The sequence below is a fragment of the Shewanella sp. CAL98-MNA-CIBAN-0140 genome (genome assembly GCF_040309905.1).
GTDB lineage: Bacteria > Pseudomonadota > Gammaproteobacteria > Enterobacterales > Shewanellaceae > Shewanella > Shewanella psychromarinicola.
In genome coordinates this window covers 1-25,384 of record NZ_JBEOPI010000010.1, presented here as the reverse complement: position 1 = coordinate 25,384, position 25,384 = coordinate 1, and the positions used below count along the sequence as shown (strand labels likewise).

18 protein-coding genes are annotated in these 25,384 nt (G+C 43.8%); 11 read left to right on the top strand and 7 right to left on the bottom strand.

Features of this window, described 5'->3' with window-relative positions; translation table 11 throughout:
• Window positions 1-54: 54 nt before the first annotated feature.
• Both AAEY93_RS07050 and AAEY93_RS07045 read right to left on the bottom strand, forming a co-directional pair.
• A complete protein-coding gene (locus AAEY93_RS07050) occupies window positions 55-849 on the bottom strand; it encodes a mechanosensitive ion channel family protein (RefSeq protein WP_351075693.1) in 795 nt (264 codons plus the stop codon).
• Between the two features lie 11 nt (window positions 850-860).
• Window positions 861-2,165: an ATP-binding protein gene (locus AAEY93_RS07045; RefSeq protein ID WP_351075690.1), complete on the bottom strand. Its 1,305-nt coding sequence runs from the start codon at window positions 2,163-2,165 to the stop codon at window positions 861-863.
• A gap of 425 nt (window positions 2,166-2,590) precedes the next feature.
• Between AAEY93_RS07045 and pbpG the strand changes: the two genes are divergently transcribed.
• The 5 genes from pbpG (at window position 2,591) to AAEY93_RS07020 (ending at window position 7,492) form a co-directional block, all read left to right on the top strand.
• Complete coding sequence (gene pbpG / locus AAEY93_RS07040) at window positions 2,591-3,502, top strand: D-alanyl-D-alanine endopeptidase (RefSeq protein WP_101032642.1); 912 nt, start codon at window positions 2,591-2,593, stop codon at window positions 3,500-3,502.
• Window positions 3,503-3,686: 184 nt separating this feature from the next.
• Window positions 3,687-4,331: a cupin domain-containing protein gene (locus AAEY93_RS07035; RefSeq protein ID WP_101032641.1), complete on the top strand. Its 645-nt coding sequence runs from the start codon at window positions 3,687-3,689 to the stop codon at window positions 4,329-4,331.
• A gap of 87 nt (window positions 4,332-4,418) precedes the next feature.
• A complete protein-coding gene (locus AAEY93_RS07030; protein ID WP_351075685.1) occupies window positions 4,419-5,036 on the top strand; it encodes an FMN-binding negative transcriptional regulator in 618 nt (205 codons plus the stop codon).
• 105 nt (window positions 5,037-5,141) lie between these two features.
• Window positions 5,142-6,440, top strand: a complete 1,299-nt coding sequence (locus tag AAEY93_RS07025) for an MFS transporter (protein WP_351075682.1) — start codon at window positions 5,142-5,144, stop codon at window positions 6,438-6,440.
• Between the two features lie 575 nt (window positions 6,441-7,015).
• The gene (locus AAEY93_RS07020) at window positions 7,016-7,492 is read left to right on the top strand and encodes a hypothetical protein (protein WP_124013665.1); all 477 of its coding nucleotides are present in this window, start codon (window positions 7,016-7,018) and stop codon (window positions 7,490-7,492) included.
• Between the two features lie 217 nt (window positions 7,493-7,709).
• Here the strand turns inward: AAEY93_RS07020 and AAEY93_RS07015 are convergent, their stop codons facing one another.
• Genes AAEY93_RS07015 through AAEY93_RS07005 form a run of 3 tightly spaced genes read right to left on the bottom strand, consistent with a single transcriptional unit; the run spans window position 7,710 to window position 12,384 of the window.
• Window positions 7,710-8,981, bottom strand: coding sequence for a c-type cytochrome (locus AAEY93_RS07015; protein ID WP_351075678.1), 1,272 nt, complete (start codon window positions 8,979-8,981; stop codon window positions 7,710-7,712).
• The gene (locus AAEY93_RS07010) at window positions 8,978-9,514 is read right to left on the bottom strand and encodes a (2Fe-2S)-binding protein (RefSeq protein ID WP_101032635.1); all 537 of its coding nucleotides are present in this window, start codon (window positions 9,512-9,514) and stop codon (window positions 8,978-8,980) included. The genes AAEY93_RS07015 and AAEY93_RS07010 overlap by 4 nt, the downstream gene beginning before the upstream one ends.
• Window positions 9,511-12,384, bottom strand: a complete 2,874-nt coding sequence (locus AAEY93_RS07005; protein ID WP_351075674.1) for a xanthine dehydrogenase family protein molybdopterin-binding subunit — start codon at window positions 12,382-12,384, stop codon at window positions 9,511-9,513. Before AAEY93_RS07005 ends, AAEY93_RS07010 begins: the two co-directional genes overlap by 4 nt.
• 1,383 nt (window positions 12,385-13,767) lie before the next feature.
• Here AAEY93_RS07005 and AAEY93_RS07000 point away from each other — a divergent pair.
• The 5 genes from AAEY93_RS07000 (at window position 13,768) to AAEY93_RS06980 (ending at window position 20,947) form a co-directional block, all read left to right on the top strand.
• On the top strand, window positions 13,768-14,409 hold the full coding sequence (locus tag AAEY93_RS07000; protein WP_101032633.1) for a YitT family protein: 642 nt from the start codon (window positions 13,768-13,770) through the stop codon (window positions 14,407-14,409).
• A gap of 504 nt (window positions 14,410-14,913) precedes the next feature.
• Entirely contained in the window at window positions 14,914-16,200 is a 1,287-nt protein-coding gene (locus AAEY93_RS06995; RefSeq protein WP_124013668.1) for an acetyl-CoA hydrolase/transferase family protein, read from the top strand.
• Window positions 16,201-16,560: 360 nt separating this feature from the next.
• Window positions 16,561-17,100, top strand: a complete 540-nt coding sequence (locus AAEY93_RS06990; protein ID WP_351075669.1) for a type II secretion system protein — start codon at window positions 16,561-16,563, stop codon at window positions 17,098-17,100.
• Window positions 17,101-18,048: 948 nt separating this feature from the next.
• The gene (aguA, locus tag AAEY93_RS06985; protein ID WP_124013670.1) at window positions 18,049-19,161 is read left to right on the top strand and encodes an agmatine deiminase; all 1,113 of its coding nucleotides are present in this window, start codon (window positions 18,049-18,051) and stop codon (window positions 19,159-19,161) included.
• A gap of 79 nt (window positions 19,162-19,240) precedes the next feature.
• A complete protein-coding gene (locus AAEY93_RS06980) occupies window positions 19,241-20,947 on the top strand; it encodes an amidase (RefSeq protein WP_124013671.1) in 1,707 nt (568 codons plus the stop codon).
• 728 nt (window positions 20,948-21,675) lie between these two features.
• On the opposite strand, the gene AAEY93_RS06975 is transcribed toward AAEY93_RS06980, so the two are convergent.
• Both AAEY93_RS06975 and AAEY93_RS06970 read right to left on the bottom strand, forming a co-directional pair.
• Window positions 21,676-22,014, bottom strand: a complete 339-nt coding sequence (locus tag AAEY93_RS06975; RefSeq protein WP_124013705.1) for a cytosolic protein — start codon at window positions 22,012-22,014, stop codon at window positions 21,676-21,678.
• A 545-nt stretch (window positions 22,015-22,559) separates the two neighbouring features.
• Window positions 22,560-23,570, bottom strand: a complete 1,011-nt coding sequence (locus AAEY93_RS06970) for a substrate-binding domain-containing protein (RefSeq protein WP_124013672.1) — start codon at window positions 23,568-23,570, stop codon at window positions 22,560-22,562.
• Window positions 23,571-24,659: 1,089 nt separating this feature from the next.
• Between AAEY93_RS06970 and trxC the strand changes: the two genes are divergently transcribed.
• Entirely contained in the window at window positions 24,660-25,082 is a 423-nt protein-coding gene (gene trxC, locus AAEY93_RS06965) for a thioredoxin TrxC (RefSeq protein ID WP_124013673.1), read from the top strand.
• Window positions 25,083-25,384 lie beyond the last annotated feature (302 nt).

Genomic DNA, 25,384 nt, shown 5'->3' with positions numbered 1-25,384 from the left:
TCTCCATTTTAACAATTGGGTCAATTATAGCGTAAATCACTGAAGAACCGTTTGTTATGTATCATAAAATTTAGCATTTTTAAACGCTGAAAGTACTCGTATATTGATGTCACTCATAAACTTTTTTTCTAACCTCACGTCCATCACATACGCTTTAACGGTAATGGTGTGTAAAAACTGCCCAAAGCCGTGCTCGTTACCCAAATTGACGACAATAGGTTTATTTAAAAAAGTATAAGGTGAGCATTGAGTCGCTTCCCTAGCCAGAACAATGGCTTTTTGGTGATCTGCATTTATCGGAATCGTAAAACTCACGACAACCATTTCATCTAAAGCACCGCTATTAGCGTTACATATTGCGGTTTTTAATGCCTCGGCATTGGGCACCATCACAGTATTATCGTCAAAGGTGCGCAGCCACGTTACGCTCCATTCCAGTTTAATGACTTCACCATAATGGCCAGATAATGTCACCATATCGCCAACGCGGTAAGGCGGATTGATCATAATAATAAATCCGGCAATCATATTTTTGGCCGGTTCTTGCGTCGCCAAGCCCACCACGATACTAATTGAGCCTACTACCGCGAGGATTAAGTTTTCGTGGGGGTCAATAATGCCAACGATCGAATAAATGATCACGCAAAGCCACACAAATAAACGCACAAAAGGGTATGATCGGTTCCAAATCAAACGATATTTAGGTAATGCTTTATTGAGTTGATTTAAGCAAAATTGCACTAATACCAATAGTAGCCATGCCATTAGGCAGAGCATTAAAATACTGATTATTCGGTCAAATGAAATAATCTCTAAAAATGCTTGTAGTGCTTTACGTGAATCGTCCATTGTCGCCTCGTTTAATTAAACAACTTATTGTTATTCACCAAATGGCTAGCGATGATTTCGCTTAATGTTGGGGTAATAAAGTAGAAATGCTCGGCAAAATCTTGTTGTGAATATTGGGCAACAATCAGTCCTTGGCGGGCTAAATACTCTAACTGTAAGCTGCTTTGTTCAATGGTAATGGCAAAAATATGTCCATGCTGAGCCACTCGTAACCCACCATGAATATAAATCTCTGCCAATGAAAATAAGTCATTGTCTTTGCACTGTTGTAATGCAGATGAGTTGATACGGCAAATATCAATGCCATGACTTGGACGATTGTCTGAGCTGATATCGACTTGATGCGCAAGAGAATACTGCAGTAATAATGTCGCTAATTTGGGGTGGCCTTGGCTGATAGTGCATAGCTGTTTTAGTTGGTCATTATAGGGATTAACGGCATTGGCTTGATCATTGTTGGTTTGTACCTTGCGCAGTAAGTGGCTTTTTGGGATGAAGTCGTTGCTGATTAAACCTAGATCAAGCAATTTTTTTGTTTGAATAGTGGCTAATTCGGTGGCATTAAAATAATCAAGCTGAATAACATGCTTAATAAAATGGTGAATTTGGTACTGTGCGCTTAATCGTTGCCATGCAAATTTTTCACAGCTTATTATCCAACAATGATGTTTACGTGTTTCCATTACGATAGTGGCAAAGGTGACCAGTGCTTGATAATTACCCATCACTCGTAACATCAGCTTATGCATGTCATCTATCATTATTAGCTGCGGTGGTTGCTGGTTAATAGCGGCAATCGTCTCGGTGATGGTTGTTGGTGGCGTAATACCAAAACAATAACAAACATGAGCTATGGCCTCATTTGGGCTTAATGGCGCCTGGTAAAAACTCATTAGTAGCCATTGGGCCGGTAGCGGTTTTACTGCGGGAGTCAGTGTGTTTTTTGCGTCTTGTGCGTAAATGATTTGCAATAAATGCGGCAGCTGTCCTAAAAATGAAGATCTCCCAGCACCCGCAGGCGAGACAATGGCACTGATTTCGCCATGATGATTACGCCATTGGTTCATCACATCGGTGATTTGGCTGATTTGTGTTTCTCTACCAACAAAATCGTCACTGGAATAAAGCGATGGGTATAATATCACCTGAGTAATAGGGCCTCGACAAGCTTTAAGCGGATATTGGTTTGCTATGGTCTTGAGCGAAATCCGTCCTTGCTCCGCATCATCTGTCTCAGTTTTGAGGGAGGCTTTAGAGGTTAATAAGCTATTGAGCCATGGGGTTAATCGACTAAAAAAACGCAAGTTAATATCCATTTAAACTCTCTTTTTAAACGAGCTATTTAATCTTAACATGAAGTTAACAAAAAACGGTATCTACACTAAAACTCATTTTTTTATCGAATCAGTCGAGAAAACCCCGTGATCCGAGCGAAGCGATGTCGCGGGGTCGTTCACGTACCGCGAAACGATGACAAATGCTTAACTAGTATATTGTTGATATGTCTCATCTGGCGAGTACAGTATTGCTCGATAGTGTGTATCTAGGCTTGTTTGGACAGTGCTCAGTACTCGCTATTATTTATGTTTTTTGCTGGAGCGGCAACAAATGCACTAACATTCACTAAAAACCGACTAGCATTCACTACAAACCCACTAATAGTGATTATTTATCTATTGTCGGACTAATCCTTTATCGTATACTCAAGGAACTTATTAGGTTTATTTTTCAAGTGAGAATAATGAAACTCCGTTTCTTTTTTGCCTGCGCTTTATTATGTTCAAATACCGTTATTAGCTCCTCGGTAGTTGCTGAACCCGTGTCTCAAAAACAATCATTACAAGAGTTAGCATCAAGCAGTGCGATGTTAGTCGACTTAAAAACCAATGAAGTGCTGTATTCCAGTAATCCACACCAAGCGGTCCCCATTGCTTCAGTGACTAAGCTCATGACCGCCATGGTGACCCTTGACGCCAAATTATCGTTAAATGAAAAAATATCGGTTAAAATTACTGACTCACCCGTGATGCGTAATGTCTATTCACGTGTACGATTAGGCAGTGAAGTTAGCCGTGAAACCATGTTGTTAATGACACTCATGTCTTCTGAAAATCGTGCTGCAACCTCGCTTGCTCATCATTATCCTGGAGGGTTTAAGGCATTTGTTCGGGCGATGAACGATAAAGCAATCGCATTAGGAATGACCCAAACGCATTATGTCGAACCTACCGGCTTATCACCTGAAAACGTATCGAGTGCGAATGACCTTATTTTATTACTTAAAGCCAGCCAGCAATATCCGCTTTTAGGTAAGCTCAGTTCAACCAATAAAAAACACGTTATTTTTAAACGCCCACGCTATGCACTGGATTTTCAAAATACCAATAAACTGGTCTTTAAAGATAATTGGAACATTGCGTTAACCAAAACCGGTTATACCAGCAAAGCAGGGCATTGCTTAGTGATGTTAACCGAAATGGATAAACGTAAAGTGGCGGTTGTGGTGTTAGATTCGTTTGGCAAATATACGCATATGGCCGATGCTAATCGACTTAAGAAATGGTTGGAAACGGGCAGAACGACGCCCATTCCTGCCTCGGCTAAAGCGTATAAAAAACAACGCCAAATGGCAGCCAATAATTCAGCAAGTTAACCAATTCAAGCATTCGTTCATCATTAAACCTGTAAATTGTATTTGCAGGTTTTTTTATAGAAAATTTCTTGTTATTAATCAATAAAAAGCACCTTAAAGTACCTATTAAACCATTTGGTACTCGCTGTTCATTGAGTTGATTTCGCTCTAAGCTATTAGCAATCATGGTTGTAAAGGTATCAATATGTTAAACATGGATTTTAGCCAGCGAGTTGTGATCAATAGCGCTGAACTTGAATGGCAAAACAGTCCTGCTGCAGGGGTCTTACGTAAACGCTTAGCGCGCGAAGAAGCCGAGCGCGGTCATGCCACTAGTATTGTTAAATATCAAGCCGGTGCTCAATTTAACTCACATCCTCATCCATTAGGTGAAGAGATTTTAGTGCTCGAAGGTGTATTCTCTGATGAAACCGGTGATTATCCTGCCGGCACGTATTTGCGTAATCCTGAAGGTTTTGTTCATGCGCCATTTAGCGTACAAGGCTGCACGCTATTGGTTAAGCTGCACCAGTTTCAAGAGAGTGACTCTGAGCAAGTGGCTATTAATACCAACAACGCTGATTGGTTACCGGGTCAAGGCCAATTACGGGTTATGCCGCTACATCAACATGGCACCGAATCTACGGCATTAGTGATGTGGCCAGCAGGGACTCATTTTCAACCCCATCGTCATTTTGGCGGTGAAGAGATTTACGTGATTAGCGGAGAGTTTATCGATGAGCTTGGCCGTTATCCTGCTGGTACGTGGATCCGCAGCCCGCATTTAAGTCAGCACAATCCCTATGTGGAACAAGACACGGTGATTTTAGTTAAAGTCGGCCATTTGTAATAATCGATATAAACCCATAAAACGATGGTATTTAGTCGTCAGATTCACTATAAAGACGTTATCGATTATTTTAGTAAAGAGTGAATTATGCAAGTACCTGATAAGTGGGATATGGGATCTAAAGAGTCAATACACCAGTTTATTCGTCAATATGGTTTTGCTTCAGTGGTTTCAACTGATTTAGATGGATCTCACCTCCCTCTGTTGCTTGTGTCTTCTGAAGGTGAAGATGGTACCTTGTATGGCCATTTTGCTCGTAGTAACTCCCATTGGAAAAACATAGTAAACACAAAAGTACTGTGCATTTTCAATGGTCCACATGCTTATATTTCTCCCACCTGGTATGACTCACATCCAGCCGTTCCGACTTGGAATTACAGCGTAGTTCATGCAAAAGGCATTATTGAATTAACCGATGATGCGACCACCGCACAAGTACTCGAATCTACCATTCAACAATATGAACCTGCATTGCTACAAAGTGGTGGCTTTATTCCCGATGATTACCAACAAAAATTAGCCAAGGGTATTGTTGGTTTTAAGATTGTCATCGATGAGTTACAAGGTAAGCAAAAATTAGGGCAGCACCGTAACCAAAGCGATCAACAAGGTGTGGTTAAAGGCTTATCGCTGTCAAATAGAACCGATGAAAAACAGCTATTAGATTATATGATCAGTAATAACATAGGATTAGGTAATAAATAGTGGTTCACCCGCGTAAATGCCGTTAGGATTAGCCCTATAATCCCATCAGTCCCATCAATTTAGTCTGTCATAATCCATTTCAGCATCACTCTTTAAGGATAAAAAGTGCATAGCGATGTTTCTTTAGCGCGGTTTAAGCAATTTCCACGATTAATGTGGATATTATTGTTTGGGTCATTTATTACCCGTGGCAGTTATTACATGGTGTGGCCCTTTTTGGCTGTTATCTTGTATGAAAAATTTGCCTTAACCGCCACTGAAGTAGGCTTAGTACTGTCGAGTGCAGCGATTATTTCGGTATTTACCAGTTTTATGGGGAGTGCATTGTCTGACCGGATCGGTCGCCACAAGCTCATGTATCTTACGGGTGTGCTTTATATCATCTCGTTTTCATTGCTGGCACAAGTTGATTCAGTCAAAGGCTATGTGGTGGTGATGACACTGTGTTCGATTGCCACCTCGTTATGGCGACCACTCACGTCTGCTACTATTGGTGACATCATTGATGACCCTAAAACTCGTGAACTGGCGATGCAGTCATTGTATTTCGTCGTTAACGTGGGCTGCGCTGTCGGCCCCATGTTAGGTGTTTGGCTAGGCTTAACGGGTAAACAATCGAGCTTTTATATTACTGCCGCCGCTTTTGCCGCATTGCTGGGATTGTTATTTTGGGGCTTTAGGCACCAAGCTTGTCAAACCATCCCATCGACAACAGAACAGGTGCCCGATGAGCTTATCCCTGCCATGGGTGATGCAACGTCTGCGGTTAAGCGTAAACCTGCGTTCATCAGTCGGCAGCAAATAATAACGATTTTACAGCAAGATAAATTGCTCCAATGTCTTATCGTTGCCAATATTTTGTGTATGTTCATTTATGCGCAAATGGACAGTTCGCTTATCCAATACCTCACCCGCGCCAATGCACCTAATTTACTGACATTGATTTCAGCGATGATTTTTACTAATGCATTGGTGATCATCTCAACCCAATTTTTACTATTAAGATTAATGGCCGGCTATAGTTTGGTTCATCGTATTCAGTTTGGACTGATACTATTGGTGTGCTCACAAGTTTGGTTAGCGTATAACCCTATCGATTTATTTTGGGGCTGGATTGGCGCCGTTATTGTCATGAGCCTAGCCGAAACCATTTTGTTCCCGACTATGAATGTGCACATTGACAGGCTAGCCCCTAAGCATTTGCGTGGTGCGTATTTTGGCGCGGCATCATTTTATGAAATTGGCTTTGCGTTTGCGCCATTGGGTGGCGGGATTATTTTGGATCATCTCGGTGGATATTGGTTATTTATTATCGGCGCTATATTGTCCTTGGTGGTGATGTATTTATACAGTATTTTGGATAAGCTACCCAGGCCAGATTTTGCTGCAATGAAGTTAAGTTAACGGTTAGGGTTCTCTTTTATGGCTGTTGCCTCTGTACTCTATATACGCTACATAATTATAGAAGAACTGACCCAGCCGCACATCATTTTCCTAAGCGCTATCAAAACGATAAGGTCGCCAAAGGGGTCGCTGCCGCTTTTTTTCATTAGCCGTTTTGAGCCAATATCGCAATCGTCTCGTTATTTTGTTATTCCATTAATATTTAGCTTTGCTGTGTTCAAGTGAATTAACTTTAAATCAACGGTTTGATTTGTTTTTAGGCGCTCATGCTTCTAGATTAAGGCTTATTCACTATAGTAAGTGCCGCTATTTTGTTATTGTTTTGCGGAATATGATTTGGATGAGTTAAGGGATGATATAAGGCTAAAACAGAGGTGGTTTTTGTTGCCGCCGATGCGGGTTTTAACACTGATATCGATAATATAAATTAGAGTCGACAATTGCGCTGAATACGACTACATTTGCACCTATAGTAACCGTATCACTAATCGTATTTGGTTTTTTTTATCGGTAAGGCATTATCGCTCGTTAAGCATTATGACAAGCGCCTATTTAATCGCAAAGGAATCAATTTTATGAATCGCCATGTAATACCACTTATCATTTTTAGCACGTTAATGGTGTTTTCTACAGGTCAAAGTGTTGCTAAAGACCACGAGTCACACGGTAATAGCGGCAAGCACAAATCTGAAAAACATCAAAAAAAGCATGAACATCACAATGACAGTAACTACGAGGTCTATTTTAGTAATGATCGCCAAGTCGTGATTAAAAATTACTATTATACCACCCGTGATGCTAAGCATTGTCCTCCAGGGTTAGCCAAGAAACACAATGGCTGCCAACCACCGGGTAATGTTAAGCAATGGCATAAAGGTCAACATTTGCCTGCGGATGTTGTGTACTATGATGTGCCTCCAGCACTGACTCTTCAGCTAGGGCGCACACCAGAAGGGCAGAAGATTGTCCGTGTGGGTACTGATTTGCTGTTGATTAGCATAGGTACTGGTATGGTGATCGATGCAATACAAGATCTTAACGATGTGTTGTAATCTTTTTGGCTAATATCTTGTTAGGCGAAAGCCATTACAAGGTCAATCGGGCTTAGTATAGATTCATGGCTTTAGCCAAAATGAATTGTTGCCCTTTGCCGATAACTGCTCAAGAGTTTGCTTACCGCTAACGCTATTAAAATAAAAAGCCGACTTGATGTCGGCTTTTGTGTAAACACCTACTTTCCACATGATTCAAAACCAATGATTCAAACGCTTAACCATGCTCGAATATCACTTCTTTCAAATCATTGATAGTGTTCATATCTAGATCCCCTGGCTGAGTACTCCATGTCACTCGCAGATAGTTGGCTAAATCTCTTAGCTGCTCGTCGCTTAACTTATCAGCATAAGCTGGCATGGCATAAAAGCTGGTGGTGGTGTTGTAATGTTGGCTCTTTATCCCTTTTAGCATCACAGCAACGATATTGTGTGGGCTGGCTTTGCCTAATGTGGCGTTACCGGCCATTGCCGGAGCAACATTAGGTCGACCCTCACCTTTTTGACCATGACAACCGGCGCAGTATCCCATGTACAGCTTATATCCTGGCAGTTCACGCTGGTGGCCGTTAAAGGTAAGCGCTTTCGCTTCAATCTTTTCGTCGGTATCGAGCAGATAACTGCTAACGGCAAACATGTCTGTATCGGTTAAATGACTAAAGCTGTGATACACCACGGGATACATGCCACCAAAGACGGTGCCCTTGCGAGAATAACCCTCAGTAAACAAAGACTTTAAATCGTCATGAGTCCAATTTTGTCGATTAAGCTCGGCTGGCGTAATGTTCGATGCCTCTAGCCCTTCAATGACAGCACCTTGAAAGTGTTTGTCTTGCTCCATGGCAAATAGGCTGTCTCTTGGCGTGTGACATTCAGCACAATGGCCTAAAGCATTGACTAAGTAATTACCGCGGTTCCAAGATTCACTCTTGTCTTGCTTAGGGGCAAATACCTCGGCATCGTGGGCGACTAAATTCCATGCCTTGAGGCCAAATCGTACGTTAAAGGGGAAAGAGACATCATTGTCGAGATTAGCTTGCTTGATGGGTTTAGTGCTCATCAAATAGGCGTAAATCGCTTTAGTATCTTCATTCGTTAACAGACTATAAGAAGTGTAGGGCATCGCAGGATACAGATTGCCGTTAATGCCGACACCATGATGCATGGCATCAAAAAAGTCATCATAGCTGTATTGACCAATACCGGTATCTTTGTCTGGGGTGATATTGGTCGAATACACCGCCCCAAACGGGGTTTCGAACGGCAATCCACCGGTTAATTCACGGCCGCCAACACTCGTATGGCAGGCCACACAGTCGCCTATCTTCATCAAATAAGCGCCACGTTCTATTGCGCCTTCGCCTGCGTCATTGGCAGCACTGCAGGAAAATGCCAATAAACTCAAACCTAAGGTTAGTAATAGATCCTGACTTAGCTGATGTCGAGCCTTGTTAAAGCGAGCTAAATAACTCAAATATGATGGTTTCATGACAGGGTTAGCCCCTCAGTCTTGAGGATCAAATCTTTCATCGCCGCATAATATTTTACATAGCCAGTGCAGCGGCATACGTGTTCACTCAAGGCCTCTTCTATTACGTGTTCAACTTGATCTTTGGCGATAGGTTTACGCTCAAGTCGTTCTAGCAGTGCGGTCGATTCATTGACAAAGCCAGAGGTACACCAACCACATTGAAACGAGAAATGTTCCAAAAAGGCTTGTTGCACAGGGCTAAGCGCGGTGATCTCGCCTTGGGCGTTCTGCTTGGCATGACCTTCTACTGTGCGGATATGTTTGCCATTGAAACGCTCGACACCATTGATGCAAGTACGTACAACCTCACTCACTCCTAGGTTGTCGTCAACTATCACAGTGCAGGCATGGCATACACCTGCGCCGCAGCCAAACTTAGTGCCGGTAAGGTTTAAATATTCATGCAAGAATTCAATCATCATGACGCCATCGCCGACTTCAATCGGGCCAACGGCTTGGTTATTAATAGTTAGTTCAATTGACTGGCTCATGCCATGGCCTCCTTAATTTTTTTCGCTGTCATTGGTAATTCGTAAAAGCGCACTGCGGTAGCCTGATAAACGGCCTCAACCAGTGCGGAAACGACAGGGATCATCACCACCTCGGCAATGCCGCGATTCGGATCTGTTTCGGATAATGGCGCTAAGATGGTATGTCTCTGGCTCCAAACGCCAACATGCCTTGCTAACGGCACCTTATAACGATTGAGGTTCCAAGTACCATTACCTGCCCCTGCTTCAAATGGCGGTAATTCCTCATGCAGAGCATGGCCAATCCCCATGGCAAGACCGCCTTGAATTTGGCCTTCAACTAACTCATTCACAATCACTTTACCGGCTTCTAACCAAGTATGAGAGCTCAGCAGTGTGACTTCACCATTGCCTTCATTTACCGCCACTTCAACCAAGGTTGCGCACGGGGCATAGTAAGTCACCATGGCATTATTAAGCTCGGCCTTAGGGTAGCGCATAGCTTGACGGTCGATTAAGTGATAACCATTGGAATTCATACTGGCTTGGCGAGCAGCATTGCCATGATATTGATTACTTTGGCCGTATTGCAGCGCCAACGCATCCAGTGCAATGCGTTCTTTGGTGCCAAGGATCTCAAAATCAGCTTCGGCCCAAGCCCAGCGATTAAAGGCATGGCCCATTACGCCAACCACTAAGCCCATGTCGTGGGCGCGTTTAGCGAGAATATCGATCGCCAGTGGCGGGAAGCCCATAGCGGTAAGTTTACCGTCGACCCAGCGGCCGTCGCGAGCGTGATTGAGATTGGTTGCGCCCATTGGGGTGTTAAAATACAACTCGTTCCAAATAGACACAGCCGCAGGCCAGAGTCCGTGGCGATAGATAATCTCGGCGGCAATGCGGGTCACATGGCTTTGGTAATAGGCCGACATAGACGCCGACGATGCCATGGCTTTTACTGGCGTCCAACGTGGATTAGCCGTCATTTCATCTTGACGTTGCTGTGAAATAATATAAGGATTGTCGGTTTGCACTAATTGCATGGCATCCCAGATGTCTATCTTGGCGAGGTTTACCTCATGGGCAAAGTTGCCTAAGGCATCGCTGACGATCACGGCTTGAGATGTTTGGGTACCAGTGCCCATTTCGATAAAGCCGATATCCAGGGTTATTTTACCGTCTTTAGATAATCTAACCGCCGCACTTGGCGCCGCCGCACCTGTACCATAATCTTTTGTGGCAATGCCAAAGCCTACGCCATAACGCATGCCAGGGTATTTAGCCTCATAACGAGTCTTATTGGCTGCGCGGTTTTGCCACACAGGGTCTTGTTCTGCCATGTCGAGCATTTCACTATATCTTAGGGTGCCATTGGGGATAGCGCCTTGGGTATTACGCTGCCCAGACTCCATCACGTTAGCCGCGCGCAGTTTAAACGGATCAACATCTAACTCGGCTGCCATTTCGTGGATCATGCCCTCCATTGCCGTCATCGATTGCAACGTGCCATAACCGCGCATCGAGCCTGCATCTGGGTTACGTGATGCATAGGCGGTGGCGATAATATCATTGCGTGGCGTGTAGTAAATACTTTGCATCGCCGTCGCCCCAACGGAGGTCACCGACGGGCTAAAATTGACTCGACCGCCACCATCGACGGTCATCTGTGAGGTTAATGCTTGGATTTTTAGGGTCGCTTTATCGACGGCTAAGCGACTCTTCATCGTGAAAGGGTGACGCTTAAGACCAGATTGAAATTGTTCAAAGCGGTCATTGGCTAAGCGCACAGGGCCGGTGGCATAAATGGCTGCGAGCACGCCATAATAAGGAAATATCGAATGATCTTTGGCGCCAAAACCGCCGCCAATATAAGGCGAATGCACCACTAGATGTTTAACCTTGCCCGCCAGTGGCCCAGATGACAGCATGTGTACGGCCATCTCTTGAAAGTCTTGTGGAGATTGCGAGGTGATAACCGTATGGAAGGTTTGGCTAGCAGCATCAAACCAGCCGTTAAAGGCTTCTGGTTCCATCATCATCGGGTCGATGATTTGGGTGCGATATTCGCGCTCTAATACTTGCCACTGTTGATCTGCTTTGGCACTCGCAATCTGTTTTTCTATCTCGCCAGCATAATACAGCCCGCGCTCAGAAACCGAGCCTTGAGCATTAGCATCACCTGACCATACCGGTTTGTGGTGCTTAACGCTGGGGAAAAATAGTCCATCGTGTAGTGGGCTATAAGTATCTTCACGGGCACCATTTTCGCCTTCAACCCGAATAAGACGCCAGCTGGCATAAGGGTCTTTAGTGTCTGACACAAAGGGCGTTTTTTCACCAAAGCGCAATAAGGTATTATCGAACTGCAACAATGACTTAGCTTGTTTAAATGCAGGAAAACTATCGAATAATAATATCGCAACCGCATGACCAAGATAATCTGCGGTTTGTCCCTCTGGCAGTAACATATTGTCACCGTAAAACTCGGGCAGCTTAACCTTGTCGCGAATAAGATCCGCCGCAGTGATCACTTTATAGGGTTTAGCCGAAGCCGGGAGGTGGTCGAGGGAAAATCCTTGATAAACATGGGATGCATCGGCGGCGCGCAAGATAAAAGCGTAGCCTTGCTGTTTTGGCCAGCCTGCCATGTCCATTGCGCGGTAGTCTCGGCCATAGACTTTTTGGCCTGTCACTTTGGCTATGCCATCGTTGCGAAACTTGGGTTTGGATTGACCATTAATCTGAGTTTGCCATTGGGCTGCCAGTTCAGGAGAAACGATAGACGCATTGGCCCGACTCATTTCCCACAGTAAAGGCGCTGAATAAACGGCGACTCCACCAATCACACATTGCTTAATAAAGGTCCGGCGCGACGTGTTAGATATATCCATATTTCACCTCAGTTTGTCTTAAGGGGAAAATCAGACGCCGGGTTAGTTGCCGCCCGATTTAGGCTCATTTACTTGATTGTAATAACTAATTTTTATTGACTAATTTTCTTGTGTATAGGCTAATTTAGCATTGCGCCACGGTAACATAATGATATAAACATGCATATTCTCGATTGTTATAGGACTTCTCAAATGGGAACTGTGATGTTGATCAACTTAATTTGTTGCTGATTTAATCTGCAAATATTCCTTTTTAGCAGTCGAGAATGTTATAAAAAGGGTTATGTTTATCTGCAGGTTAGTCAACATTATCGCGCTTAGTTGTGTGGTGTTTAATTGAGCTTATTGCCATTTTTCACTATTTAATTAAGCAGATAGACAGCATATCGTTATCGGTTTAACTCAGTATGACCAGCTTACTACCAAGATTGATTATTCAATTTTAGTCAGTATAAAAAATAATTGTGCTCGATAATGAATTTTTTGATCAAGGTTTTAATTAATTGTTTGATTTGTAAGGCTATAGTTACCAGTTTGTTTTGCTTGTGTCGTTATGTTGAGCGTTTAATCATTAGTCAAGTTAATGGTTTCGCGGTGATGGGCACGGTCAATATTATGCTGAGTGATGATTTTTGATCGGTTACAGCGACAATTTACCCGACGACATATGTGAAGTGACTTAGCCGCGCTGTTACACCTTCGCCAATAAGTTGTCATTTCTTGGTCGATAAGTTGCGCTGTCTCAGTCCATGATATTCCAGGCATCATGGAGGTTTTACTCCCTGCATATGGGTAAATGTGCGCCTAAGCCCACAGGTCGTTAGCATTACTTTCGGAGTTAATTATCTTCTATGGCCTCAATGTTATTGGGGGAGGGCATGGCTTAAGTCTGAGCTTTATTTATATTGTCATTTATGCCTTTTTTTGGTAACAGGCAAGGGTTAATTCAAAGCCGTTTATTATTCCAAACCGAGGTTATGTTGGCTAAACCATGTCATGCTTAAGTGGCAGAAATTGATTACTTAAGGTTGTCTAGAATCGTTGCCGCGGTTAACTTTTACATCTATTTATACAGTGCTAATATTCGGCTGAAGTTTGATCAAGCGCATCTCTTAGACCCCAGCCTAATCGATATCGTAACAATTAATAAACACTTCGTTTACCAAAGTACCTAAAGTCGTAAATCTGAGTGAACACTCATGGCAAAAATCGCAGCATTTGTCTCATTTAGCTAACTGTTTAATCCAAGTTGATTCGGTACACTGCGCGCCCTTAATATGTTGCTGTTTTATAGCACTGCACAATGGCCAGTGCATTAGCAGCATGATGTAATCACTAGGTTGCTAATAACTAACCGCTACTCACTACAGGATGGCAAATCGCATGCAATTTCCAACACACCGATTTTACGAAGACATTATGGCTTTGTTTTGTGCCGGTGTAATGGTGTCTTTTGGCGTGACTCTGTTTAACAGTAATCAGCTTATTACTGGTGGTACCGCAGGTTTGGCGATTATTGGGATGCATCTGACATCGTTAAGTTTTGGGGTGTTATTTTTCTTAATCAATGTGCCTTTTTACTATATCGCTTGGACTCAGCTTTCTAAGCGTTTCACCATCAATACCTTCATTTCGGTGACAATAGTCTCGCTAATGACGGATTATATGCCGATGTTTATTCATATCGATAATGTCCATCCATTATTTGCAGCGGTAGTCGGCGGTATGTTGATCGGGGTCGGTGTGTTGATTATGTTCAGACATAAGTCGAGCTTAGGCGGTTTAGGCATTTTGGCACTTTACTTACAAAACAAGTATTCAATTCGTGCCGGTAACTTTGGCTTGCTAATTGATACGATAATTTTAAGCTCTTCGCTGTTGCTGTTTCCTTTTGAGTTGGTGTTATTGTCAGTGATGGGTGCAATTGCGTTAAATGTGTTAATTGCGGTTAATCATAAACCTGGCCGTTACCAAGCTTATGTTGAAACGAAAGCTAACACTAAACATGCCCGCGTTGGCGTATAAACACTGTGCTTAACCCTGTTTATTGGTTAATGTAAACCTCGTTTGAACGAACCTGGTTTACATTAAGCTTGCTTAAATTAATAGGCTGGCCTTGGGCCACAGTAAATAAATATCGCAAGACTCTAACTGCATCATGGCTCAAATGGGCTCAACAGACACCTCGCAATATTGTTTATAAATGAGTGGCCTCTGCTGTTTTGGTCATATATCTCTCAGCCCCACCTATCAGTGCCTATCAGTGTCATATTGGCCTCCGGCGTATTTTTCAGTGCGACATTTACAATCACAACCCCAAAGGGGGTTATAGAGATTGCTCCAACAAAATGATCCCGCTCAATACTCTTGCTTAATACTCCTACTCAATGCTCGCTGAATAAAAAATGCCCTGCAATGTCTCAATTATGCCACTCTTTTGTGTTAGATCAATGTTACAAAGGCCAATGCTATTAACGGATTAATTTACCGCTTACACTACAAATAGCTTAATTACCTTGAGTAATATTAATGAAACCAATTATTTGTAGCAGTGCTTTAGAGGCCGTATCCTTAATTGAAAGCGGTGAAACTTTATGGACACACTCCATGGGCGCTACGCCAACATTGTTGCTCGATGCATTAGCCGAACATGCGCTAACTAAGCATGGCTTAACATTATTACAGCTGCATACCGAGGGCGCTGAATCGCTCAGTGATCCCCGTTTAAAAGAACATATTCGCCATCGTTGCTTTTTTACTGGTTCACCCACGCGGTCGCTGTTACAACAAGGTGATGCCGATTATGTTCCGATTTTTCTCTCTGAGGTGCCCAAGTTGTTTCGTTCCGGCGAACAGCATATCGACACTGCGATTATTCAAGTGTCGCCACCCGATAAACACGGTATCTGCTCTTTAGGCATATCGGTTGAGGCAACCTTAGCGGCGTGCCAAATGGCGGGGCGGATCATTGCCCATATTAACCCTATGATGCCTCGCACCCATGGTGATGGTTTTATTCATTATAATCAGCTGGCTGCTGTGTATGAACAGAGCAAGCCGTTACCACAACATCTATTAGCCCCAAGCGATGCCATTAGTTTAGCCATCGGCCAGCATGTAGCAAAACTGGTGCCTGATGGCGCTTGCTTGCAGATGGGCATAGGTGCTATCCCAGATGCGGTGCTGTCGTGCTTAACCGAGCACAAAGATTTGGGCGTACACACCGAACTATTTTCAGATGGGGTACTTAATCTGGTTGAACTTGGAGTCATCAATAACAGCCGTAAGAAAGTACATCCCGGTAAAGTTGTCACTGGTTTTGCGTTGGGCAGCCAACGACTTTACGACTATGTTGATGACAATCCGTCGGTGATATTTATGGATATTGAGCAGGTTAATGACACTGCCATTATTCGTAAAAACCCTAATGTAATGGCAATAAACTCCGCGTTACAGGTCGATATATCAGGCCAAGTGTGTGCCGATTCACTGGGCACTCAAATTTATTCAGGCGTAGGCGGGCAAATGGATTTTATCCGCGGCGCCGGACTGTCTGAAGGTGGGCGATCGGTTATTGCACTGCCAAGTACAGCTTCCAATGGCACCGTTTCGCGCATTGCCACAGTATTATCCCCAGGGGCTGGCGTGGTAACTACCCGGGCGCATGTGCATTATATTGTCACCGAATATGGAACGGCTTATTTGCGGGGTAAGTCATTGCGCGAGCGAGCTCGAGCACTTATCGACATCGCCCATCCAAAATTTAGACAGCAGCTTTGCCAAGAAGCTTTTGATATGTGGCGACTGAAGGTTTAAATACTGTGGATTTATTAATCTTGTCATTGCGGTAATAGTTGTGAGCCGAAACGGTAGTGTGTTATTTTTATCCGGTGCCTTAGATTGGTAGATTAAACAACACACTTGGCTCGCAACTATTAACATCAGCGTAAAAGTCTCTGTAATTACGGCTAAATACAGGGTTAAAATAATCACTGAAATACAGTCAGTTAAATATGGTCAGTTAAACATGGCCAGTTAAACATGGTCAGTTAAATATGGTCAGTTAAATATGGTCAGTTAAATATGGTTAGTTAAATATGGTCACTGAAACATAATCATCTTACTCAATTTATACAAACTGCGCGGTCAATGACTGTGTCAAAGGGCATTCGTTGTATGAGTACATTAACAAAAGGTTCCCGCCAATCGGGTTTCACGCTTATAGAGCTGGTGGTAGTGATTATCATTTTAGGTATTTTGGCTGTTGTTGCGGCACCTAAATTTATCAATTTAAAAAAAGATGCCCATATTGCCGCTATCAAAGGTGCAACAGGGTCGATGAAAACGGCAGTTTCGTTATTTAAAGCGAAAACGCTCACATCAGGCAAGGCCATTTCCGATACGGTTGAGTTCTCTGGTGTCAAAGGCAGTAATTATCAACCTTGGGCCGCAGCGTCCAATGCCGCTAACACCAGTTTTACTGCCAATTATATTTTAGCACCGGAAATATTTGAAGCCGCTGGGCTTGATGTGAATGACTGGGCTTATCGAATTTATGCATCAAGTGGCAGTTATGCGGTAGCTGCTGCACCAAAAGGTGTGTTGGCTGCAGCCGAGCCAACGTCGACAGAGGTTATCGCGACGAATTGTTATTTCCAATATCATTGGAAGGTTACAGGTGAACCGGTTATTTCGACGGTGATTACAGGGTGTTAATTAGTCAGTGGTCATCCACTGAGTTGCTGTTTTACTTATGGCCTGCGGCCTCTAACGGCTAACACCTTTATGGCCTACGGCGACTAACGTGGTGGCGCTTCACCCACACCAGACCAAGAGGAAACCAACGGCAGTTCCCTCTTTACTCTTTATGAAAAATTGGCCCAGCCGCCCCGCAACATTTTCGTTAATGACTTAAATAACAGATGCGAAAAGTCGCCATGGGGATTGTTCCAGCTTTTAATCGCATTTGAATCCAGCCTCGGCCAATCTTATAATAAAGAGTGAAAATGCTAACGCTTCCGATGGGGATCTGATGTGAATGGATTCACGAATGTCGTGGTGGCATGGTCAATAATGTTGCCGCCATCAAATGACATTCCCCATGTCCATATGGGTCAGATGCCAATGAGTGACCTGTACCTCGAAAGCTAAGCCCACATCTGATAAGCCGGATGCCTTGGAGTATATGGTCAATGATGTTGCCGACATCACTATGACATTTCCAATATCCATATAGATCAGATGTGCTAGAAAGGCCTGTCAGGCTCACGCATTCTTTTATAAAGAGTCTTCAACGTCCTCAAGTTCAGAGTTGAATTTGTCCATTTTTAAGTCAATAAATCTCACTCGTTTTTGGCCCATTTTGTGATTGCACTTAATCTAGCTTGCAATAAACTTGCAAGCTTTTTACCGTATAAATTCTTATCTATCACCTGCATACAAGTATTTAGCGCAAGTAGTCTTAAATGATATGATATACAGTGATATTTCATCGAAGCTAAAGCTCACCTAGTGTAGACGTGGCAATTTCGGCCTAACTATTTGCGTGATGAATGTGGTAATTCGATTTATTCATTTGATTAATGTTAGGCGTATTTTTATTCTGTCGTCCTATGTTAGGGCGCACTCCCTTATAGTTTTTCAGCATTACCGGAGACAAAACTCATGACAAACATGAATGTGGATGCCACGCAGTTAACCACTAAACCATCTCAAGATGGTTTTAGCATGCCCGCCGAATGGGCGCCGCAGCAAGCTGTGTGGATGATTTGGCCATATCGTCCTGATAACTGGCGCTCTGCAGGGGCTTATGCTCAGGCAACCTTTGCTAAAGTGGCCGATGCCATTGGTGCTGCTACCCCTGTTTATATGGGGGTACCTAAGGAATTTTTGACTCAAGCCAAGACGGTTATGCCTTCCCACGTTACGTTGGTCGAAATAGATAGCAACGATTGCTGGGCTCGCGATACAGGGCCGACTGTAGTAGTGAATGCCAAAGGCGAATGCCGTGGTGTTGATTGGGGCTTTAATGCCTGGGGCGGTCATAACGGGGGGTTGTACTCTCCATGGGATAAGGACGAGCAAGTCGCACAACAGATGCTCACGCAGCATGGTTTTGAGCGTTATCAGGCTCAGTTGATCCTCGAAGGTGGCTCAATTCATGTCGATGGTGAAGGCACCTGCATGACGACGGCTGAATGTTTGCTTAACAGCAATCGCAACCCAGATCTTAATCGTGAACAAATAGAAGCATTACTGTGTGATTATTTAAATGTGCAGCAGTTTATCTGGTTGCCAGAAGGTGTGTACATGGATGAGACCGACGGACATATTGATAATATTTGCTGTTTTGCTCGCCCAGGCGAAGTGGTTTTACACTGGACTGATGATCAAACCGATCCGCAGTATCCTCGTTCAAAAGCCGCTTTGGATATTTTACAAAATACTGTGGATGCACAAGGCCGTAAATTAACAATCCATTTATTACCACAGCCAGGTCCTTTGTATTGCACAGCAGAGGAAGCGCAAGGCGTAACTGAGGGGACTGGTGTTCCACGCACGGCGGGTGAACGCTTAGCGGGTTCTTATGCGAACTTTTTAATTACCAACAATCGTATCGTTTTTCCACTACTCGACCCTGCAACTGACGATATCGCTGCACAAAAATTGCAGGAGATTTTCCCCGAGTATGAAATTGTCGGAGTACCTGCCCGCGAGATCTTATTAGGTGGTGGTAACATCCATTGCATCACCCAACAGATCCCCTCTGGACAGTAAGTAAAAACTAAGGAGAACACAATGACCATGTATGTCACTGTTGTTTTAACACAATTGGCTTTCAATAAGAGGTCGAAACATGTTCGAAGTCACTGAGGTTTCTATTGCCGAGCTGCGTACAGCGCTCGAATCCGGTCGCACCACAGCGGTTGAACTGGTGAAGTCTTATCTCGCACGGGTTGATGCTTACGACGGCCCAGCGACAGAGACCAAGCTGAATGCGCTGGTGGTTCACAATCCAGATGCGATCAAGGAAGCTGAGGCTTCTGATGCACGCCGAGCTCAATGTGAAACACTTAGCCCACTCGATGGTATTCCCTATACCACCAAGGACAGCTATCTTGTTAAGGGGCTCACTGCGGCTTCGGGCAGCCCAGCGTTTAAGGATTTGATTGCTCAATACGATGCCTTTGCCGTTGAACGTCTGCGCGAAGCGGGTGCCATTTGTTTAGGTAAAACCAACATGCCACCTATGGCCAATGGTGGTATGCAGCGTGGTCACTACGGTCGCGCCGAAAGCCCATACAATGCTAACTACCTTACAGCTCCCTTCGCCTCTGGTTCTTCCAATGGCGCGGGTACTGGGACCGCCGCAAGCTATTCTGCTTTCGGTCTAGCCGAAGAGACATGGTCGAGCGGTCGTGGACCTGCATCAAATAACGGTCTGTGCGCCTATACCCCGTCACGGGGGGTGATTTCTGTGCGCGGCAACTGGCCGTTGACACCGACCATGGATGTAGTGGTGCCTTATACCCGTACTATTGCCGACATGCTCGAAGTTCTTGACGTTATCGTGGCAGACGACCCTATCACCCGTGGCGACCTATGGCGTCTACAACCTTGGGTCGAGATCCCAAAAGCATCAACAGTTCGTCCAGACTCTTATCTGGATCTTGCCGCCCAAGCTGACACGCTTAAAGGCAAGCGTTTCGGGGTGCCACGCATGTTCATTAACAAGGATGAATTGGCTGGCACTAGCGAAAACCCCGGTATCGGAGGCCCGACCGGTCAGCGCATCAATACTCGATCATCGGTGATCGACCTCTGGGAAGCGGCACGCAAAGCACTGGAATCTGCCGGAGCCGAAGTGATTGAAGTGGACTTCCCGCTGGTTTCTAACTGTGAAGGTGACCGGCCTGGTGCGCCGACGGTATTTAACCGTGGCTTAGTCACACCTGAGTTTCTTGATGATGAGCTATGGGCACTATCGGGGTGGGCTTTAGATGAATTCTTGCGTGCCAACAATGACCCTAAACTGAACAAATTAGCTGACGTTAATGGGCATTTGATTTTCCCGCACGATCTTGGCACCTTGCCGAACCGTGAGGGCGATCTTGCTGCTGGCATGGATGAGTACGTCAATATGGCCAAAAGAGGTCTCAAGTCGTATAACCAAATCGACAGCATACCGGATGGTCTGCGCGGCTTAGAGAAGACTCGCAAGCTGGATCTGGAAGACTGGATGGACGAACTCAAACTCGATGCAGTGCTGTTTCCAACCATGGCTGACGTGGGTCCAGCAGATGCGCATGTTAATCCAGCCTCCGCCGACATCGCTTGGAGCAACGGTATTTGGGTCGCTAACGGCAACCTTGCTATTCGCCACTTAGGTGTACCAACGGTTACTGTGCCGATGGGGGCAATGGCCGATATTGGCATGCCTGTAGGGTTAACTTTCGCGGGCCGTGCTTATGACGACAACAACCTGCTGAGGTTTGCGGGTGCATTTGAGGCTACAGGCAGCAAGCGCCTGATCCCTACACGCACGCCAGCGCTTAGCAGATAAGCACCAAGAAGTGAAAAACGGGATTGGATCTTACACGCCAATTCCGTTTTTTTAACTCCAACGTAAATACTTGTTTAACTCATTTTTCCCATATCCATATCGGTTAGATGCCAATCGACCTGTACCGCGTAAGCTAGCCTGATTCTGATAGGCAGGATGCCTGAATGCCTTGAAGGACATGATCAATGATGTTGCCGACTTTCCAATATCCATATAGGTCAGATGTGCGAGAAAGGCCTGTCAGGCTCACGCATTCTGTTATAAAGAGTCTTCAACGTTCTTAAGTTCAGAGTTGAATCAATACCTTTTAAGCCAGTATTACTAACTCATTTTTGCCCCAAAGTGTTTTTAAGCTATGGCCTGCGGCCACTAACGTCGTGGCGCTTCACCCACACCAGACCAAGAGGAAATCAACGGCTATTCCCTCTTGGAACTCCCAGCCGCCCCGCAACATTTTCTGAACAGCGAAAAGGTCGCCATGGGGATTGATCCAGCTTTTAACTTCATTTGAAGCCTGCTTCGGACTTATTCGAAAATGCTAACGCTTCCGATAGGCCATCCTTGGCCAACGAAAGCTAGCCTGACATCCATGTCAGGCTCACGCTATTTTCTTCAACGTCCTCAAGTTCAGAGTTGCATCACACCAATGCAGCAAGGTATGCAAATCATTTATGCCCCATTCCTTGCTAGGGATGCCAATTCGCCGATTTCAACTTACTGAATAATTTTCAGTCTATTCGGGTAATAAAGGTTTGCTCGTCATCCACAAAAGCTACAAAGCCGCCGTGATAGATAAATACTCGACCAAGCCCCTCAACTAAGCAGGCAAGCTGTGGGTTCAAATCTTCTTCGTTACCCTGTCTTTGATATGTGCCGATATCGGTGATTACGCCTCTGAGAGTAGGCAAATATCTATAAGTTCGCTTTGCTTGATCAACCAGGTTCAATTCGCTGGCGGTAGAGAAGCAAGAGGGTATCGTACCGGCTTCTTCGATAAACATAGTTTTCAGTTCTTCAAAAGCTGTGATCACTAGCCAGTCGATGCCGTTAACATGATGGATAAACATTGAGTTTCTCGGTAATTCTGATGCGGAGATTTTAACATTATCAAGGGCAGAACGTAGTAGAGATTTAGTAATTCTGTGCAATTTACGGTCATTCACTAGGTCACCTTGAAACACGTCTTTGCCCCAAAATAAGTCATCTAATTAGATTTGAGCTTTTCCTATTTAGCTTTCATCTATAGACAACTATGCGGCTAAATCGAAGAGAGTTAAATTACAGGTGTAGATGAGTCAGCGAGTATTCAAAACAGGGATGTTTTGGTTAAGCCCACAGGGATGCTGATTTTAAAATCAAGAGCTGGCGTCTCGCTTAATCATCTGCACTAAGGTCACTCTTTCATATCCCTGTGATCGCGACATTTACTACGTCCTGTAGCTCACATGCTGCAGGCAATAAGTTCAAATGAAGCGACGTTATAAATCAAGCTAAACCAATACCAAGTAAGCTGAGTTAATTAATACCTCAAACTCACTTTTGTCCAAAAGATATTTGGAAAGTATTATAAATAATTATTCGTTAGCTTTTATACCATGCTGTTTAAATATGATTACAATCCCGAAACCTTGGTACATGTATCAACGTTCTCTGGTGTGCAAAATGTGATAGGTGTGTAAATTATTCTGTCATATTTTTGTTCTGTTACAATTTTATACAGTGTCAAAATGGCTTGTCTTCCCATTTCATATGGGGCTTGACCAATATTGATATGAACAAGATTATCTTCCAACATAGTTAATTGTTCAGAGGATGTATTAGTAATAACAATGATGACCTCGTTGTTATTAATTTTTGCCTGATACGGGGCAATCATTTTACGGTAAAGTGCTTGGTCATTTTGCGGCCAACCACCAACAGCAATAAAAGAGTCTGCTTTTACAGGCCTACCTTTCATTACAGACTCCATTTGAATAACAGATTGAGCCAGTTGATCAAAATTAAAGAAAGGTTCTCTAACTTCAGTCCATCCCAAATCGTTATTAAGCAATTCTCCAGGAGGTACATCGTATTTTTTTCCCGATAATGCGGAACGGACCCCCATCAGTCTTAAATTCAGATTGGGAGAATCTCGTCGCCCAGATTGCATTATTAGCGTTCCCCCATTGGGCCGAAGTTTTTTTAACTCTTCACCTAATGACTTACCCAATTCAATATTGTCAGTGCCTATATAGGCTAGGCGTAAACTATTAGGGTCTTCGTTGATTGAAGCATCAATATCAGAGTCATAGGTAATAATCGGGATACCTGCTTCTTTAGCTCTCTTGAGGCTATTTTTAACGAGATATTTAGATTGTGTAACGGCTACAGCGATACCATCTATACCTTCATCAATCAGTTGATTTATTACCTGATCTTGCATCCTAACATTACTTATATCTGGTCCCCGATATATGCATTCAACGCCTTTTATTTGAGCCGCAGCATCTATACAGCCAGCTTTGCTTTGATCAAAAAAAACACTATTAAATTTAGGTACCACGGCAAGTTTTAATTCTTTTCCATAGACAGAAGATATGGGTATTAGACTAAAGGCAACAAACAATAAAAGTGATCTCCTCACACTCCCTCCTGAAATAAATCATAGTGCGACTCTGCTTACAATAAAACATATCAAAGAAATTCATTTAAAGATACGAGCTGAAACGGTATTACTGAACATATCAGTGTGAGCTAATCGATATTGTTGTGTTTTGAACTCCCCCATGCGTCAGGATCGCAACACCATACAAGTAACCAATGGGTTCTAATTTTAGAATGCCTGTCTTAATTTTATTGCTTGCTTGTTTTAGCTCATTCCAAGCATCAAGCGCTTTTACAGACATTCAAATGAAACTGGGTGGGGATATTAAGGCTGCGAGGACAAATACAGGCATTACGAGGTGATTTGTAAATAGATCGTAGGCTCAACAGCACCGTAATCTAAGTTAACCGTTTACCTTGAAAACGTTACATTATCACGGTCGTTTGATGGGTTTTACTGTAAATGTCACTTGTTGAGGCTTATCTTGTAAAGACCTCATAAATACAAGTTCCGAATCTGCTGGCGTAAATGTTTATCTATTTTTTCACAATCGTCTAGATGCTTAATTAACTGCATTACTGCGTCCACATAAATTTAGTGGGTCAGAGTAAACGTTCTTGTTGAAGATGATTCATTGCCCATTTTTAGGGGCGCATAACTGATTGCGATACTTTTCTTAATCATCTCTTACGAGCTAAAAACCAAATCATTAGTTCGTTTGTGTCCATAAATTCCTTGCTTGAAAATGGATAAATTCAACTTAGCATTTTCGAATAAGGCCGAAGCCGATTACAAACGAAGTCAAAAGCTAGATCGATCCCCATGGCGACTTTTCGCTGCTGTTATTTAAGTCATTAGGAAAAATGTTGCGAGGCGGCTGGGCCAATTCTTTTATAAAGAATAAAGAGGGAACTGCCGTTGGTTTCCTCTTGGTCTGGTGTGGGGGAAGCGCCACGACGTTGGTGGCCGCAGGCCATAAATGAATTAGCCCGTGCAGGGTGGAACCTTGCGAACTTAAGCGTTAGTGGCCGCAGGCCATAATATAATAAATTAAACGATTATTCGTTTAACACACCAACTAGGTTTATGATTGAATAGTCTCAATAATGAAGTGGATAAGGACTAACCATGATCATAGCTTGCCCCCATTGCGATACCTTAAATCGCGTCCCTGAAGATCGTCTTGAGCAACAACCAACCTGTGGTAAGTGCAAACAAAACCTTTTTGTTGGTGTGCCGATTGAGCTGACAGCCGCCAATTTTAGCCACCATGCTACCAAATCAGAACTACCACTGGTGGTCGACTTTTGGGCCAGTTGGTGCGGCCCTTGTAAAAACTTTGCGCCGGTATTTACCCAAGCCGCCAAAACATGGGAGCCTAAATTCCGTTTCGGAAAACTCAACACCGAAGAGCAACAAGCTTTAGCCGCGCAGTTTAATATCCGCTCGATCCCCACCCTGATGGTATTTAAACAAGGCAAAACAATCGCCCAACAATCAGGCGCTATGCCTGCATCATCATTCAACCAATGGCTCGAATCGCTGAAATAGATTTTGGACATTAGATCGGCCAGAACTCAAGTAATAACAAACGCGGCAATGACTCGCGTTTTTTTATGGCTAGTCTAAACGCAACTCAGCATTGAAATTACAAAGTCGTTCCGGGCTTACAAGCATTACTGGGATTTCGGTCGTTTTATCTGTGCAGTAGGGGATCTTGCGCTGTTATCTGCAGTGAGTTAAGCGCCTTGAGGATAGTGGCCGTTGGTCATAATCTATACCCGTGATCATTGAAAATGCTTGATTTTGTCCCAAATGGGATCATCATAGCCCCATGAAACAAATTACACTCT